This is a genomic window from Vibrio tritonius (genome assembly GCF_001547935.1).
GTDB lineage: Bacteria > Pseudomonadota > Gammaproteobacteria > Enterobacterales > Vibrionaceae > Vibrio > Vibrio tritonius.
Genome location: NZ_AP014635.1, coordinates 2,543,544 through 2,558,266, shown reverse-complemented (window position 1 = coordinate 2,558,266; position 14,723 = coordinate 2,543,544). Strand labels below are relative to the sequence as shown.

Genomic DNA, 14,723 nt, shown 5'->3' with positions numbered 1-14,723 from the left:
ATTGCATAGTCACAGCGAACTCGATCGGCCCCCTCCTTCTTTAGAGGGAGGACTGGGGAAGGAGCTGGTGCACTGAAGTTACAGTAGTCGTGATATTTTAGACATGAAAAATCGGCCTCAAAATTATTGAGGCCGATGTGATAATGTTTGGAAAATCTTCTAGGTAAGAAAGACTCTTAACGGGCAAGATACTCGCGAATCGCCTGCTCAATGCCAGTGGCATCCAAACCTAATTCTGCGTGCAGTTCTTCTTGAGTACCTTGTGCAACAAAGTGATCAGGCAAGCCTAAGTTAAGTACGGGCTTGATGATTTTTTCTTTCATCATAAATTCAATCACCCCAGCGCCAGCACCACCGGCAATGGCATTCTCTTCAAGAGTTACCAGCACGTCATGAGATGCGGCTAAATCGCGAATGAGCTGTTCATCAAGTGGTTTAACAAAACGCATGTCTGCGACTGTTGTATTTAGCGCTTCTGCAGCTGCCAAAGCACTAGGTAAGAAGGTGCCGAAGTTGAGAATTGCGACCTTTTCACCTTGGCGCATCATGCGGCCTTTACCGATAGGTAAGGCTGTAAACTGTGCTTCAAGCTCAACGCCCATGCCGGTACCACGAGGGTAACGTACGGCACTAGGTCCTTGATGTAAGTGACCGGTGTACAACATTTGGCGACACTCGTTTTCATCGGCTGGTGCCATGATGGTCATGTTTGGAATGCAGCGCATAAAGCTCAAATCAAACGCACCTTGGTGAGTTTGTCCATCAGCACCCACAAGCCCTGCACGGTCGATGGCAAACATCACAGGGAGATTCATGATGGCAATATCATGAATCAATTGGTCGTAGCCACGTTGCAAGAAGGTGGAATAAATCGCCACAATTGGGTTGTAACCACCGATTGCCATCCCCGTTGCGAGCGTTACTGCGTGTTGCTCTGCAATCGCAACATCAAAGTATTGCTCTGGGTACTCTTTAGAAAAGCGCACCATACCTGAGCCTTCGCGCATAGCTGGAGTAATCGCCAGCAGTTTTGGATCTTGCGCAGCCATATCACACAAGAAATCACCAAAGATTTTCGAGAAGGTCGGGCTGGTGGATTTGCTTTTCGGCAATGAATTCGCGTTGGGATCAAACTTAGGCACACCATGGTAACCAATCGGATCTTTCTCCGCAGGTTCATAGCCTTTGCCTTTTTTGGTCATCACATGCAAAAACTGTGGGCCTTTTAGCTCACGCATATTTTTGATGGTTTTGATTAGCTCTAGTACATCATGGCCATCTACCGGGCCAATGTAGTTGAAACCTAACTCTTCAAACAAGGTGCCAGGGACAACCATGCCTTTAAGATGTTCTTCTGTACGGCGCACTAACTCTTTAATCGGAGGAATGCCTGACAGGACCTTCTTGCCTCCCTCGCGAATGGAGGTATAGAAGTTACCGGATAACAACTGAGCAAGGTGGTTATTTAATGCGCCAACGTTTTCAGAGATAGACATCTCGTTATCGTTCAGAACAACCAGCATATTTGGATGAATACCACCTGCGTGGTTCATTGCTTCAAATGCCATTCCTGCAGTAATTGCACCGTCGCCAATAACACTAACGACTTTTCGGCCGCTGTCTTCTTTTTCTGCAGCAACGGCCATGCCTATCGCTGAGCTGATAGAAGTGGATGAGTGGCCAACAGACAGAGTGTCATATTCACTTTCTTCACGCCAAGGGAAGGGATGTAGCCCATCTTTTTGGCGAATAGTCGACATTTGCTCGCGACGCCCTGTGAGGATTTTATGCGGGTAGGCTTGGTGGCCCACGTCCCAAATCAATCGGTCATTAGGGGTGTCGTATACGTAGTGAAGAGCGACAGTTAATTCAACCGTGCCAAGGCCAGACGCTAAGTGGCCACTGGATTGGCTAACGGAGTTAAGCAAAAATTCACGCAGCTCATCACACAGTTGAGGCAGAACCTCCTTTGGCAGGCTTCGCAAATCTTCCGGTGTGTTAACGAGTGCTAACGTTGGATACTTTGAAATATCAAGAGTCATAGTGATGCGCGCTTATAGTGTTAGTTCTTGCGCTCGATAACGTATCGTGCGAACGCTTCGAGATACTCAGTGTTATAAGGAATCGCTTCTAATGCTTGAAGCGCTTCTTGCAGCAGAGTATGCGCTTTATCCATAGCCCCTTCTAACCCAAGTAAGGCAGGGTAGGTGCTTTTGTGTAATTGTTCATCGGAACCTTGTGGTTTTCCGAGAGTTTGGGTATCGCTGATGATATCCAAAATGTCATCTTGAACTTGAAAAGCTAGGCCAATGGCATTGGCATAGCGATCGAGTTGTGGCAACACCTCCACGCCTTTTTCTCCAGCAGCTAAAGCGCCGAGACGGATAGCACAGCGCATCAAAGCGCCGGTTTTATTGCGGTGAATGTGTTCCAATTCTTCAAGAGTAACTGAGCGGTTTTCTGCCGCTAAATCTAATGCTTGGCCCAGACACATACCTTGTGCTCCCGAAGCCTCAGCAAGCATCTGGATCATTTTAATTCGTTGCTGTTCACCATCATCAGATAAAGCGCCTTCAGCTAAAATGGTAAACGCCAGAGTTTGCAAAGCATCTCCGGTTAAAATGGCAGTCGCTTCATCAAATTTGATATGACAGGTAGCTTGACCGCGGCGCAGCTCATCATCATCCATCGCCGGTAAATCGTCGTGAATTAACGAGTAGGCGTGCACGCATTCAATGGCGGAAGCAGGTGTATCAAGGTCTTCTAAGCGACACCCTAGCATTTGGCCTGTGATGTAAACTAAGAATGGACGTGCGCGCTTGCCACCGAGCAGTAAACCGTAACGCATTGCCTTTATCAGGCTCAGCTGCTGGTTTGGTAGGTGGTTTAACCAATGGTCAAGTTGTTGATTATTTCTTTTCTGTAAAGAGGTTAAAGCCTCATTCATCGAAATATTTTCTTCCATCATTCTTGCTCTTGGGCAAAATCAGTCAATGGGGCATCATCATTATTACTGAGCAAAATGCTGACGCGCTGTTCGGCTTCATCAAGCTTAGCTTGACCTGAGCGAGTTAGAGCGATGCCGCGTTCAAATTTTTTCAGCGCTTCGTCCAGAACTAAGTCCCCGTTTTCGAGTTGTTCAACGAGAAGATCCAATTCACTGATGGTTTCTTCAAAGGACATATTTTCCGGTTTTTTGCTCGCCATAATGATTTTACCTTGAGAAAGATGCACGAAAGTTACCTTAGGGAATACCTACGGTCAAATTTAACCGAGCAATTTTGTCACAAATAGAGCAAGTTCGTTAGCATCTCTGTAAAAAAAAATACAGCTAACCGAGAGATACTGGTTCCCTTGGTGCATTTTTCTTCGTTTTTTTGTGTAAAGACAAGAAGAGTGACTTCGGGTAAGGCGTATTTAATCGTATTTAAAATGAAAAGTTTGAATTTTATGTCAGTCTGCGTTCAGCATTTGTCTAAATGACTTACAGTTAGGAACAGGGATTTAGATTTGATGACACTATTGATGTCGACTGAGACTAACAAGCGAAATAATTTGCAGTGAATGTGACATTGATTGAACTGCGCTTGCTTTGATGACTCTAAAACCTGCACATCGAATGTCCTTGGATATATACTCAATTCGTTCAAACAAAAAATAGATCACTACCATTGGCACATTAGGCTTTAAGTTGTGTCAGGAGGTGTATGTTCTGTCCTTTTGATGTTATTGGCTTAAGGATTTGATAATCTTGCCGATAATAGTAGAGAAACGAAATAGAGGCGAACAGTCGCAGAGGAGCACTTCGTGGATTTAGCAACGCTGTTAGGGCTAATTGGTGGCCTAGGCTTCGTAATCATGGCGATGATTTTAGGTGGTAGTTTGTCGATGTTTATCGACGTGACTTCCATTCTTATCGTGGTAGGCGGTACGATCTTTGTGGTCATGATGAAATTTACCATGGGTCAATTCTTTGGTGCTGCCAAGATTGCTGGTAAAGCATTTATGTTTAAGGCTGATGAGCCTGAAGATTTGATTGCAAAAGTTGTAGAAATGGCCGATGCAGCTCGTAAAGGCGGGTTTCTTGCACTAGAAGAGATGGAGATTACTAACTCTTTTATGCAAAAAGGCATTGATTTACTGGTGGATGGACATGATGCGGATGTCGTACGTTCAACGCTGCAAAAGGACATCGCCTTAACCAATGAACGCCATGAGAACGGTGGTAATGTGTTCCGCGCGTTTGGTGACGTTGCGCCTGCAATGGGAATGATTGGTACGCTAGTGGGGTTGGTAGCGATGTTGTCAAACATGGATGACCCTAAATCTATCGGTCCAGCGATGGCGGTAGCACTGTTAACGACCTTGTATGGTGCGGTTCTATCAAACATGGTGTTCTTCCCAATTGCCGACAAACTCGCCTTGCGTCGTGAACAAGAGACATTAAACCGCCGTTTAATTATGGATGGGGTGCTTGCCATTCAAGACGGCCAAAACCCACGTGTTATCGACAGCTATCTGAAAAACTACCTCAATGAAGGTAAACGTATTCTTGATGTAGATAACGAATAGAAAAGTGGAAGTGAAGTATGGATGACGAAGAAAAATGTAAATGTCCCCCCCCTGGGTTACCTGCATGGCTAGGGACATTTGCCGATCTGATGTCACTGTTGATGTGTTTCTTTGTACTGCTCCTTTCGTTTTCAGAAATGGACGTACTGAAATTCAAACAGATTGCTGGTTCAATGAAGTTTGCTTTCGGGGTGCAAAACAAACTGGAAGTAAAAGATATCCCTAAAGGGACCAGTATTATTGCGCAAGAATTTCGCCCTGGACGCCCTGAACCTACCCCTATCGATGTGATCATGCAGCAGACTATCGATATCACCCAACAAACCTTAGAGTTTCAAGAAGGCGATGATGATAGGGCTGGTGGGACGCAGCGTGATGCAGGTAAACTCACTGGTGGTCAATCAACCGAAACATCAACGGAAAATAACCAGAACGTCGATTCAGTACAACAGCAGCAACAGTCTGAAGCGATGTCTGAGGAAGAAGTTGAGGCAACAGTTGAAAAGATCCAAAAAGCGCTACAACGAGAAATAGCAGAAGGTGCCATTGAGGTTGAGAACCTAGGTCAACAAATTGTAATACGTATCAAAGAGAAAGGGGCATTCCCTTCTAGCTCGGCGTTTTTACAACCTAAATTTCGTCCGTTAGTGCGCCAAATTGCTGAGTTAGTAAAAGATATACCGGGTAAAATACGCATTACGGGTCATACAGATAATCAACCGATTGATTCTGAGCTTTATCGCTCGTTGTGGGATTTGTCGTCACAGCGTGCAGTTTCTGTCGCTCAGGAAATGGAAAAGGTAAAAGGGTTTGATCATCAGCGTCTACAGGTGCGTGGTCTTGCCGATACCGCGCCTTTGGTTCCTAATGATACGCCTGAGCATCGTGCTGAAAACCGTCGTGTCGAGATCAGCATTATGCAGGGTGAGCCATTGTTCAGCCAAGAAGTTCCATCATTACCGGGGGAATCTGGTACGACGACCAACAGCGCTAATCAGTAAAACATACTGGTTTTCAATTAAATAAGGCAAGCTTTCGAGCTTGCCTTTTTCATAGGCTTTCCTCGAACTGAAGAGATCGTGTATAATCGCGCCCCCTTAGCGGTAGCGCTTGATGTACCTCTGCCAAATGGTTTGAGTGAGTACATATTCCGCTTGCCTGACGTTTTACTTAGATTGCGAATATACTTATGAAATTTATTGTTAAGCCACATCCAGAAATTTATGTCAAAAGTGAATCTGTGCGTAAGCGCTTCACAAAGATTCTCGAAAGCAACATTCGCATCATTATCAAACGTAGAACAGAAGGTGTAGCGGTATTTAATCGTCGCGACCATATTGAAGTGGCTGCAGATAGCGATACGTTCTACGCAGAAGTATTGGAAATTTTGACTCACACTCCAGGTATTCACCATGTACTGGAAGTTCAACAGTCAACCTTTACCGACTTACACAACATTTACGAGCAAGTGCTTGAGCGCAGTCGCGGCCTCATTGAAGGTAAAACCTTTGTGGTGCGAGCCAAACGTCGTGGTAAGCATGACTTTACGTCTATCGAGCTTGAACGCTACGTTGGTGGTGGCTTAAATCAAGCAGTTGAAAGTGCAAAAGTAAAATTGAAAAAACCTGATGTGACTATCAATGTTGAAGTACAAGATGAGCTACTCAACCAAATTATTGCTCGTTACAAAGGTCTAGGCGGCTTCCCTCTTGGAACTCAAGAAGACGTATTGAGCTTAATTTCTGGTGGTTTTGACTCTGGTGTATCTAGCTATCTGCACATTAAACGCGGTTCAAAAGTACATTACTGCTTCTTCAATTTAGGCGGTCCAGCACACGAAATTGGCGTAAAACAAGTCGCGCACTATTTGTGGAACAAATATGGCTCATCAGCCAAGGTTCGTTTCCTTGCTATCGACTTTGAACCTGTTGTGGCGGAAATCCTAGAAAAAGTCGACGACGGTCAAATGGGCGTGGTGCTCAAACGTATGTTTATGCGCGCTGCAGGTATGGTTGCTGAGAAATTTGATATTCAAGCGCTTGTCACTGGTGAAGCGTTAGGCCAAGTATCGAGTCAAACCCTGACCAACTTGCGTCATATCGATGGGGTAACGGATTCTTTGATTCTGCGTCCTTTGATTAACTGGGACAAAGAAGACATCATTAATCTGGCCCGCGAGATCGGTACTGAAGATTTCGCGAAAACTATGCCTGAATACTGTGGTGTGATTTCTCGTAAGCCAACAGTGAAAGCGGTAAAAGCGAAACTGGAAGCAGAAGAAGCGAAGTTTGACTTCAGTATTCTTGAGCAAGTGGTTTACAACGCCCGTCAAATGGACATTCGTGATATCGCGAAAGAGAGCGAAGAAGCGGTTCCTGAAGTGGAATTGGTCAACGTTGTTCAAAGCGAAGCTGTGGTTTTGGATATTCGCAGCCCAGACGAAGAAGAAGATAACCCGTTAGAAATCGAAGGGGTTGAAGTTACACATATTCCTTTCTATAAGCTTTCGACTAAGTTTGGTGATCTTGACCAATCGAAGACTTACTTGCTCTACTGTCACCGTGGTGTGATGAGTCGCTTGCAAGCGTTGTACTTGAAAGAACAAGGTTTCAATAACGTGAAAGTGTATCGTCCTTAATCGATAGAAAAAATTCATATATTTGACGTCATTTTGTAACGCCGCTGACATCACTGTCGCGGCGTTTTTTTATCCCTAACGCCATAGGAATAAACGAACTACGCGAATTGTGACCTAAAGATGGGGTAAGTTAGTGCAATGTTCTCTGGATAGTAGAGAATGGTATTTGTATGATTTTTAGATAAAAAAACACCGCCTAATAAGGCGGTGAAGAAAATTTGACAGACAGGTCAAAAAATAAATACAGGAAGTTAGTTTTGCACAGGGGATAACTGTACAAAACCGGATGGTAGAAACTACCGGACTCGAAAATCGAGTTTGCAAACACAACATCGCAACAAAAACCCATTGATTCGAAAACGAATCAAGCCGTTCAGGCTTTTGCTGCGGGACGAAATATAGATTTTCTCTGGTCGGTTAGCAACGGACAATTTATAATGTTTCACATAAGAAAAACTAATCCATGGTAGAGCGTCCCTATGTCTAGAAGATTACCACCATTAAATTCGCTTAAGGTATTTGAAGCGGCGGCTCGACATTTGAGTTTTACACGTGCAGCAGAAGAGTTATTTGTGACTCAAGCCGCGGTGAGCCATCAGATTAAAGCGTTAGAAGAATTTTTAGGTTTAAAACTGTTTCGTCGTCGTAATCGTTCCCTTTTATTGACCGAAGAAGGGCAAGGTTATTTCTCTGATATTAAAGATATATTTGGCTCAATCGCAGAGGCAACCGATAAGCTTTTGGAGCGAACCGAGAAAGGGGCGTTAACCATTAGTTTACCACCAAGCTTTGCTATCCAGTGGTTGGTGCCTCGTTTATCTGATTTTAATCAGAAAGAGCCTGATATCGACGTGCGCATCAAGGCTGTCGATATGGATGAAGGTTCTTTGACAGATGATGTGGATGTGGCGATTTACTATGGGCGCGGTCATTGGCCCGGTTTACGTACCGATTTGCTCTATCAGGAATATTTGATTCCGCTATGCTCTCCAACCGTTTTGCTCGGTAATAAACCCCTCGAAAAACTGGCTGACCTAGCTAACCATACGTTATTGCATGATACCTCACGCCATTATTGGAAACAGTTTGCCAAAGAGAACGGCTTAGAGAGTGTGAATGTGAATCATGGTCCTATCTTTAGCCATACCACTATGGTCTTGCAAGCCGCGGCTCACGGGCAGGGCATTGCGCTAGGCAATAATGTGTTGGCCAAACCAGAAATGGATGCGGGGCGCTTAATTGCCCCGTTTGATGAAATTTTAATGACGCCTAATGCGTTTTATGTCGTGTGTGATGAAAAACAAGCGGACATGGGGCGAATAGCTACATTTCGTGACTGGATGTTAAAAACCGCACGCAGTGAACAAGAGGATGTGTTAGATGAGTGAATTAGTCATGTGTAATGGTGAAGATCATCAGCCTCTATTCATCTTTGCTCACGGCGCTGGGGCGGGGATGGAGCATGCCTTTATGGAGCAAGTCGCTTTAGGATTGGCTGAGAAAGGCATTCGAGTATTACGGTTCAACTTCCCTTATATGGTTCGCCGAGGCTTAACGGGCAAGAAGTCCCCTCCTGATAGAGCACCTAAGTTGCTTGAAGCCTACTCTGAGGTGATTGAACAGCATGCCAAAGGTCCGGTTGTTATCGGCGGTAAATCGATGGGGGGCCGTATGGCCTCGCTATTGTGGGAGCATCCACAAGTTGCAGGTGTTGCTTGCCTTGGCTATCCATTCCATCCTCCGGGTAAACCAGAGCGTTATAAAGGCGAACATTTGGCAAGCATGGCGAAACCTTGCCTTATTTTGCAAGGTGAACGGGATACTTTTGGGAAGCGAGAAGAGTTCACCGATTTTACGCTGAGCGAGCAGGTTAGTTGCAGCTTCATTCCCGACGGTGACCACAGTTTCAAACCACGTAAATCTTCTGGCTATACCGAGTCAGATAATATTCAGTTAGCGGTAGATAAGCTTAGTGCTTTTATCTTTGAGGTATACCAAAATGCAAAGTAAAACCTTATTGGCGATTGGCGGATCCTTGTCTGGGCTAGGAGTGATTCTTGGTGCCTTTGCGGCCCATGGCCTAAAAAAAACGATTGCTCTGCCGATGGTGGAAGTGTTTCAGACGGGCGTGCATTACCAATTTATTCATGCTGGCGCTATTTTGCTTTGCGGTATATTAATCTTATTGCAGTCAAAAGCATCTTTGGCACAAAAGTATTTCAGCCGCGCGGCAATTTGCTTTATCATCGGCATCTTTTGTTTTAGTGGCAGTCTGTACGCTTTAGCGATGACGGGGGCGAAATGGTTTGGTCCCATCACACCTTTCGGTGGCCTTATGTTCATTTTGGGCTGGGTGTACTTTGTTGTAGCTGCACTGAAAATTAACGAGGTGAAGTCGTGAAACAAGTGATGCTCTATTGCCGCTCTGGTTTTGAAAAAGAGTGTGCAGGTGAGATTCAGGATAAGGCAACCCAACTGGAAGTGTTTGGTTTTCCGCGTTTAAAAAGCAATACAGGTTTTGTGTTGTTTGAATGCTATCAGGATGGTGATGCAGAGAAACTGATTCGTAAAATCGACTTCAATTCTCTAATCTTCTCGCGTCAGATGTTTGCTGTGGTTGCTGAGTGCCAAGACTTGCCGAAAGACGATCGTATTTCGCCATTGCTGGCCGATTTATCTGATGATGAAAGCATGCCTAAGTGCGGTGAGCTGCGGGTAGAAACACCAGATACTAATGAAGCGAAAGAGCTGTTGAAGTTTTGTCGCAAATTTACTGTGCCGCTACGTCAAGCAATGCGTGGTAAAGGTTTATTGTTGAGAAGCGAAAATCCGAAAAAACCGGTCTTGCACGTATGTTTTGTCGCGCCTGGCCACTGTTTTGCTGGTTACTCGTACACTGATAACAACTCGAAATTCTTTATGGGCATTCCTCGCCTGAAATTCCCAGCCGATGCACCTAGCCGTTCGACGTTGAAGTTGGAAGAAGCGTTTCATGTGTTTATACCTCGTGAAGAGTGGGACACCCGCCTAGCGCCGGGAATGTGGGCTGTTGACTTGGGTGCGTGTCCTGGTGGTTGGACTTATCAATTGGTTAAGCGTTCTATGTTCGTACACGCAATTGATAACGGTATGATGGCGGATAGCTTGATGGAAACCGGCCAAGTGAAGCATCACATGGAAGATGGCTTTAAATTCGAGCCGGCACGTAAGAATGTGACTTGGCTAGTGTGTGATATGGTCGAAAAACCATCACGCGTGGCACAGTTGATGGGGGAATGGTTGATTGCCGGTTGGGCAAAAGAGGCGCTGTTTAACCTCAAATTGCCAATGAAAGGTCGTTATGATGAAGTGCTTCAGGATATTGAAAACCTAAAAATCTTCCTAATTCAAAACGGCGTTAAATTCCGTATGCAAGCCAAACACCTTTACCATGACCGTGAAGAAATAACGGTACATGTTCAAGTATTATCTAATATTTCTCCTCACTAAGGTGTTGCTGGAAATATGTTGAGGAGTTGAAGTGAAAATAGCGCCGTTGGCGCTATTTTTTATCGATTTAATTTAAGAGGTGCCGATTGATATTAAGCTGTCGGTTCAGCTTCGTTGGGGCCTGTAAAACGGATATCTTGCAAATTAAATCCTAGTTCAATGTCAGTTTTGAGTGTCGCGACTTGTTTGCAACGTCTTGCCATATCGATATGTTCATCGAGCTTTTTGCGATATTTTGCGGCTAAGTCATCGCTGGCATAAGCGGCTTCAATATCAGGAAATTGGTTTAAAATCTCTTTTGCGGCTTTAGGGCCAATGCCTGGCACGCCGGGTACTTGGCTGGAACTGACACCAACTAATCCCCAATAGTCTGCCAATTGTTCTGGTTTAACCCCGAACTCTCGCTCAATAAAAGGGGCATCTAACCAACGCTGTTGGAAGTAGTCACGAATCTGTAGCGTTGGAGAGAGTAACTGACAGTAGCCTTTATCGGTTGAAATGATGGTGACTTTTTCTTGGTGTGCTGCGACTTTTAGCGCTAAGGTCGCTACGAGATCATCCGCTTCATCACCGCTAGAAAGTAGTGAATCAATACCTAATTCCCACCATGCTTCCTGAATTGCTTCTAAGCCATTTTGCAGTGGCTCGGGCATGGGTTTTCTGCCTTCTTTATAGTTGGGTAGAATGTCGCCACGCCAGCCTCTATCTTGTAGATGGTGGTCAAACACAGCAATCATATGGGTGGGTTGAGACTCATTGATTATTCGGGTGAGTGTTTTGCTGGTGGTGTCTATTGTCCGGGCAATATCGGTCGGATCCTGTTGAACCGAATGGTTGCGGCGAATAAGGTTAAGAGCGTCGATAATGACCAGATGAATTGACATAAATACAAAAAAATAAGGGCTGATAAGCCCTTATTGTAATGATATTGAATAGGAATACTACCTTACGGCTAACCTAACTGCTTATTGAACGATCTTATAACAAGGTACGTAAGCTGAACCACCAGGTAACTTCATGCGATTTTGAGCAACGAAGTCTTTGAGTAAGGTATCCATTTTCTTCATTAAGACGGGATCGCCATGGATTTCAAATGGGCCATTTTGCTCAATTTCTCGAATGCCTTCTGATTTAACATTACCAGCAACAATCCCAGAGAACGCTCGACGTAGATTTGCGGCTAGGGTTTGTGGGGCTTGGCCTAAATGCAAATCTAAGTTGGCCATGTTTTCATGAGTTGGCTCGAATGGATGCTGAAATTCAGGTTCGATTTTCAGTGACCAGTTAAAGCTGTAGGCATCTTCCATGTCTTTACGATGTTGACGTACTTCTGGCATTGCTTTTTTCATAATCCGCGCAGCTTCTGCAGGATCATCAATGACGATCTGATAGTGTTTTTGCGCTTCTTGACCTAGCGTCTCGCCGATGAATTGATCGAGTGAGCGGAAATAAGCTTCGCTCTCTTTAGGACCTGTTAATACGATAGGTAGCGGTTGGTCAGCATTATCTGGATGCATCATGATACCCAAAATGTAGAGTAGCTCTTCGGCTGTGCCTGGTCCGCCAGGGAAGATGATGATGCCGTGCCCAACTCGCACAAATGCTTCCAGACGTTTTTCAATGTCTGGCATGATGAGTAATTCATTTACAATAGGATTAGGTGGCTCTGCCGCAATGATGGAGGGTTCGGTTAAACCTAAATAACGCTGAGAGGTATAGCGTTGTTTGGCGTGACCAATCGCCGCCCCTTTCATCGGCCCTTCCATCGCACCTGGGCCACAGCCAGTGCAAACATTCAGTTCGCGTAATCCTAGTTCATTACCCACTTCGCGGGTGTATTGGTATTCGATGTCATTGATTGAATGACCACCCCAACACACTACTAGGTTAGGTGTGATACCTGGAATCAGCGCTCCTGCGTTCCGTAAAATGGCAAAGACGCGGTTGGTGATATAAGTTGAGTCTTCTTCGCATGTTTGAGGCGTCGCACCCAGATGTAAATTGAGGTAGACAATGTCTCTTAGCACAGAGAACAGATGCTCTTGAATGCCTTTGATGATTTGGCCATCGACAAATGCATGTTCAGGTGGGTTGATGAGTTCAAGTTTGATGCCGCGTTCACGACGCATCACATCAATATCAAAATCTTGGTATTTATCTAACAGTTCTTTCGAGTTGTCAGTGTGGCTGCCTGAGTTGAGCACGGCAAGACTACAGTTACGATAAAGCTGATACAGTTCGCTTGTGGCTGTTTTTTTTAGTTTTTCAACTTCCAGCTGCGATAACAAATCCATACTGCCCGCTGGGCTGACTTGTGTGATCATACTGGCCTCCTTGGAAAAGGAAAATCAAACCACCTCAGGGTATTGATGTCATAAGAGCTTACTCATAACCGACGAAGGTGGTCACTAACTTATTGATATATTTTGCTTATAACAATCTAGTGTGCATCTTTAGTGTTCGGAAATTGCTCAACTACAAAGATGTGACGCTGAGCACAATCTTTGCTAATGATAGCGTGTTTTTTGACCGTTTGTGCGAGGGGCTAATACTCATCCAAGTTCCAATATGGATCAGCTTATGTGGGATTTATTTCCAAAATAGCTGATTGGATCCAAAATCTTTCACTTCTGCGAGAGCTTTACCCAAGTGCTCGAGTACCAGCTCTGGGGTATCTGTATCTTTTAATTGCGTGCAGGCGGCACTGACCGTGATTTTTAAGCTACGATCGCGAAATTTGAATGGCAAGAGGGCAATGTTGCGTTGAACTTTTTGAATTAAGGTCAGTACTTCTTGATCCTGATATTCCGGTAAAATGACAATGAACTCTTCACCACCAAAGCGTGCCAGAGTGTCAGATTGATTCAGTTCTTTACCTATGGTTCGTGCAATGATTTTAAGTGCTTTATCGCCAGCGCTATAACCAAAATGATCATTGATTTGCTTAAAGTTATCGATATCAAACAGGACGATTCGAAGGTTGTGCTGTGTGCGAATCCAGCGACGGTATTCTAACTCGAGTTGGTCGTTAAATGCGGTGCGATTGAGCGTTTTAGTCAACGGATCTAACAGTAAGCGTTTCGCTTGATCTTCCAAGCGGCGGCGATACTCATTGGTCATATCACTCAAGGTGTCAATCTGCCGCTTGGCGTATTGGATCTGTTCTAGTAGGGCTTGTTCACGGGATTCAGATTGTCTAAAACGTTCTGAGAGCAACGATAATTCACGAACAAGAGGTGTCATGCTTCCTAATAATGAACTGAAATCTTTATCCAATGTAAGTGAATTTTGGCTTCGTTTAGCCAACCCATTGAGTTCATTATGTAAGCTTTGCCGTTGAACGAAATCACTGCGGCTTTGGCTGATAATTTGTTCCGAATTTGAGCTGATTTTAGAAAGCGATTCGTTAGTTTGTTCTAGAAACTTCTCTGAAGTTTTCCGTTCATTCTCTGTTCCTAAAACCACCAACTGTAACACTTGCAGGGTTAGTTCTAGCAAGGTACTAGAATTTACCCCGAGCAGTAATTTTGCTCGAATGTCGATCAGTAAATCACCGTATTCGCCTTCAAAATCCAACTCAGTTATTACGCGTTGTAACTCTTTATTGAGGCGTTTTAACTGATCAGTATTGGCGTCGAAACCGGACAAGTCTGGAGCGTGTGTTTCACGATTCGTACTCAGAATTTTAATGGTAATCTCGTAGAGATTCAGTAGGCGTAATGCCTGCTCATTGTCATCTATGCGCTGTGATGCGGCAAAATTAACGAGGTCACGTAGATCGCGTTTTACTCTTTCCGGTAAATGAGGTACCCGAAGCAGGCATTCACTACTGCGTTTTAGCTGTTCAGCTAATGTTGGTGTCGGGTTGTCAGTTGCCAGACTGTGCTGCATTACGAGTGCTCCAATGCCACTGGTTAAGGAACAAAAAGGGTGACCAATAATGTTGAAGTCTTAGTTCATATGAGAGGAAGCTAAGAAGATACGCGGTTCAACGTTATGGCACTAAAGCAAAGGAGCGCTCTTG

At 44.6% G+C, this 14,723-nt stretch carries 13 protein-coding genes; 7 read left to right on the top strand and 6 right to left on the bottom strand.

The genetic code is table 11. The features are described 5' to 3' along the window. Nucleotides 1-176 precede the first annotated feature (176 nt). The 3 genes from dxs to xseB are packed head-to-tail and all read right to left on the bottom strand — an operon-like array spanning nucleotide 177 to nucleotide 3,207. Nucleotides 177-2,042 (bottom strand): 1-deoxy-D-xylulose-5-phosphate synthase, encoded by a 1,866-nt coding sequence (dxs, locus tag JCM16456_RS11320; RefSeq protein WP_068714384.1) that lies wholly within the window; start codon nucleotides 2,040-2,042, stop codon nucleotides 177-179. A 20-nt stretch (nucleotides 2,043-2,062) separates the two neighbouring features. Next, the gene (gene ispA / locus JCM16456_RS11315; RefSeq protein WP_068716052.1) at nucleotides 2,063-2,947 is read right to left on the bottom strand and encodes a (2E,6E)-farnesyl diphosphate synthase; all 885 of its coding nucleotides are present in this window, start codon (nucleotides 2,945-2,947) and stop codon (nucleotides 2,063-2,065) included. Between the two features lie 17 nt (nucleotides 2,948-2,964). Further along, the gene (gene xseB / locus JCM16456_RS11310) at nucleotides 2,965-3,207 is read right to left on the bottom strand and encodes an exodeoxyribonuclease VII small subunit (RefSeq protein WP_068716050.1); all 243 of its coding nucleotides are present in this window, start codon (nucleotides 3,205-3,207) and stop codon (nucleotides 2,965-2,967) included. A gap of 600 nt (nucleotides 3,208-3,807) precedes the next feature. Between xseB and pomA the strand changes: the two genes are divergently transcribed. The 7 genes from pomA (at nucleotide 3,808) to rlmM (ending at nucleotide 10,699) form a co-directional block, all read left to right on the top strand. Then, complete coding sequence (gene pomA / locus JCM16456_RS11305; RefSeq protein WP_068714383.1) at nucleotides 3,808-4,572, top strand: flagellar motor protein PomA; 765 nt, start codon at nucleotides 3,808-3,810, stop codon at nucleotides 4,570-4,572. A 17-nt stretch (nucleotides 4,573-4,589) separates the two neighbouring features. Continuing rightward, entirely contained in the window at nucleotides 4,590-5,573 is a 984-nt protein-coding gene (locus JCM16456_RS11300) for a flagellar motor protein MotB (RefSeq protein ID WP_068714381.1), read from the top strand. Between the two features lie 188 nt (nucleotides 5,574-5,761). Further along, complete coding sequence (thiI, locus tag JCM16456_RS11295; RefSeq protein ID WP_068714379.1) at nucleotides 5,762-7,210, top strand: tRNA uracil 4-sulfurtransferase ThiI; 1,449 nt, start codon at nucleotides 5,762-5,764, stop codon at nucleotides 7,208-7,210. A 479-nt stretch (nucleotides 7,211-7,689) separates the two neighbouring features. Further along, the gene (locus JCM16456_RS11290) at nucleotides 7,690-8,598 is read left to right on the top strand and encodes a transcriptional regulator GcvA (RefSeq protein ID WP_068714377.1); all 909 of its coding nucleotides are present in this window, start codon (nucleotides 7,690-7,692) and stop codon (nucleotides 8,596-8,598) included. Further along, the gene (locus tag JCM16456_RS11285) at nucleotides 8,591-9,220 is read left to right on the top strand and encodes an alpha/beta fold hydrolase (protein WP_068714376.1); all 630 of its coding nucleotides are present in this window, start codon (nucleotides 8,591-8,593) and stop codon (nucleotides 9,218-9,220) included. The genes JCM16456_RS11290 and JCM16456_RS11285 overlap by 8 nt, the downstream gene beginning before the upstream one ends. Beyond that, nucleotides 9,210-9,611, top strand: a complete 402-nt coding sequence (locus JCM16456_RS11280) for a DUF423 domain-containing protein (RefSeq protein WP_068714374.1) — start codon at nucleotides 9,210-9,212, stop codon at nucleotides 9,609-9,611. Before JCM16456_RS11285 ends, JCM16456_RS11280 begins: the two co-directional genes overlap by 11 nt. Further along, a complete protein-coding gene (gene rlmM, locus JCM16456_RS11275) occupies nucleotides 9,608-10,699 on the top strand; it encodes a 23S rRNA (cytidine(2498)-2'-O)-methyltransferase RlmM (protein WP_068714368.1) in 1,092 nt (363 codons plus the stop codon). The genes JCM16456_RS11280 and rlmM overlap by 4 nt, the downstream gene beginning before the upstream one ends. Before the next feature lie 92 nt (nucleotides 10,700-10,791). Here the strand turns inward: rlmM and xni are convergent, their stop codons facing one another. The 3 genes from xni to JCM16456_RS11260 form a co-directional block, all read right to left on the bottom strand. Then, a complete protein-coding gene (gene xni, locus JCM16456_RS11270) occupies nucleotides 10,792-11,583 on the bottom strand; it encodes a flap endonuclease Xni (protein WP_068714366.1) in 792 nt (263 codons plus the stop codon). A gap of 81 nt (nucleotides 11,584-11,664) precedes the next feature. Further along, nucleotides 11,665-13,023, bottom strand: a complete 1,359-nt coding sequence (gene ppnN, locus JCM16456_RS11265) for a nucleotide 5'-monophosphate nucleosidase PpnN (protein ID WP_068714364.1) — start codon at nucleotides 13,021-13,023, stop codon at nucleotides 11,665-11,667. Nucleotides 13,024-13,288: 265 nt separating this feature from the next. After that, nucleotides 13,289-14,590: a GGDEF domain-containing protein gene (locus tag JCM16456_RS11260; protein WP_068714362.1), complete on the bottom strand. Its 1,302-nt coding sequence runs from the start codon at nucleotides 14,588-14,590 to the stop codon at nucleotides 13,289-13,291. Between the last annotated feature and the right edge of the window lie 133 nt (nucleotides 14,591-14,723).

Coding starts and splice junctions, on each gene's coding strand:
- dxs (WP_068714384.1), bottom strand. CDS start 2,042: ATGACTCTTGATATTTCAAAGTATCCAACGTTAGCACTCGTTAACACA.
- ispA (WP_068716052.1), bottom strand. CDS start 2,947: ATGAATGAGGCTTTAACCTCTTTACAGAAAAGAAATAATCAACAACTT.
- xseB (WP_068716050.1), bottom strand. CDS start 3,207: ATGGCGAGCAAAAAACCGGAAAATATGTCCTTTGAAGAAACCATCAGT.
- JCM16456_RS11300 (WP_068714381.1), top strand. CDS start 4,590: ATGGATGACGAAGAAAAATGTAAATGTCCCCCCCCTGGGTTACCTGCA.
- thiI (WP_068714379.1), top strand. CDS start 5,762: ATGAAATTTATTGTTAAGCCACATCCAGAAATTTATGTCAAAAGTGAA.
- JCM16456_RS11290 (WP_068714377.1), top strand. CDS start 7,690: ATGTCTAGAAGATTACCACCATTAAATTCGCTTAAGGTATTTGAAGCG.
- JCM16456_RS11285 (WP_068714376.1), top strand. CDS start 8,591: ATGAGTGAATTAGTCATGTGTAATGGTGAAGATCATCAGCCTCTATTC.
- JCM16456_RS11280 (WP_068714374.1), top strand. CDS start 9,210: ATGCAAAGTAAAACCTTATTGGCGATTGGCGGATCCTTGTCTGGGCTA.
- xni (WP_068714366.1), bottom strand. CDS start 11,583: ATGTCAATTCATCTGGTCATTATCGACGCTCTTAACCTTATTCGCCGC.
- ppnN (WP_068714364.1), bottom strand. CDS start 13,023: ATGATCACACAAGTCAGCCCAGCGGGCAGTATGGATTTGTTATCGCAG.
- JCM16456_RS11260 (WP_068714362.1), bottom strand. CDS start 14,590: ATGCAGCACAGTCTGGCAACTGACAACCCGACACCAACATTAGCTGAA.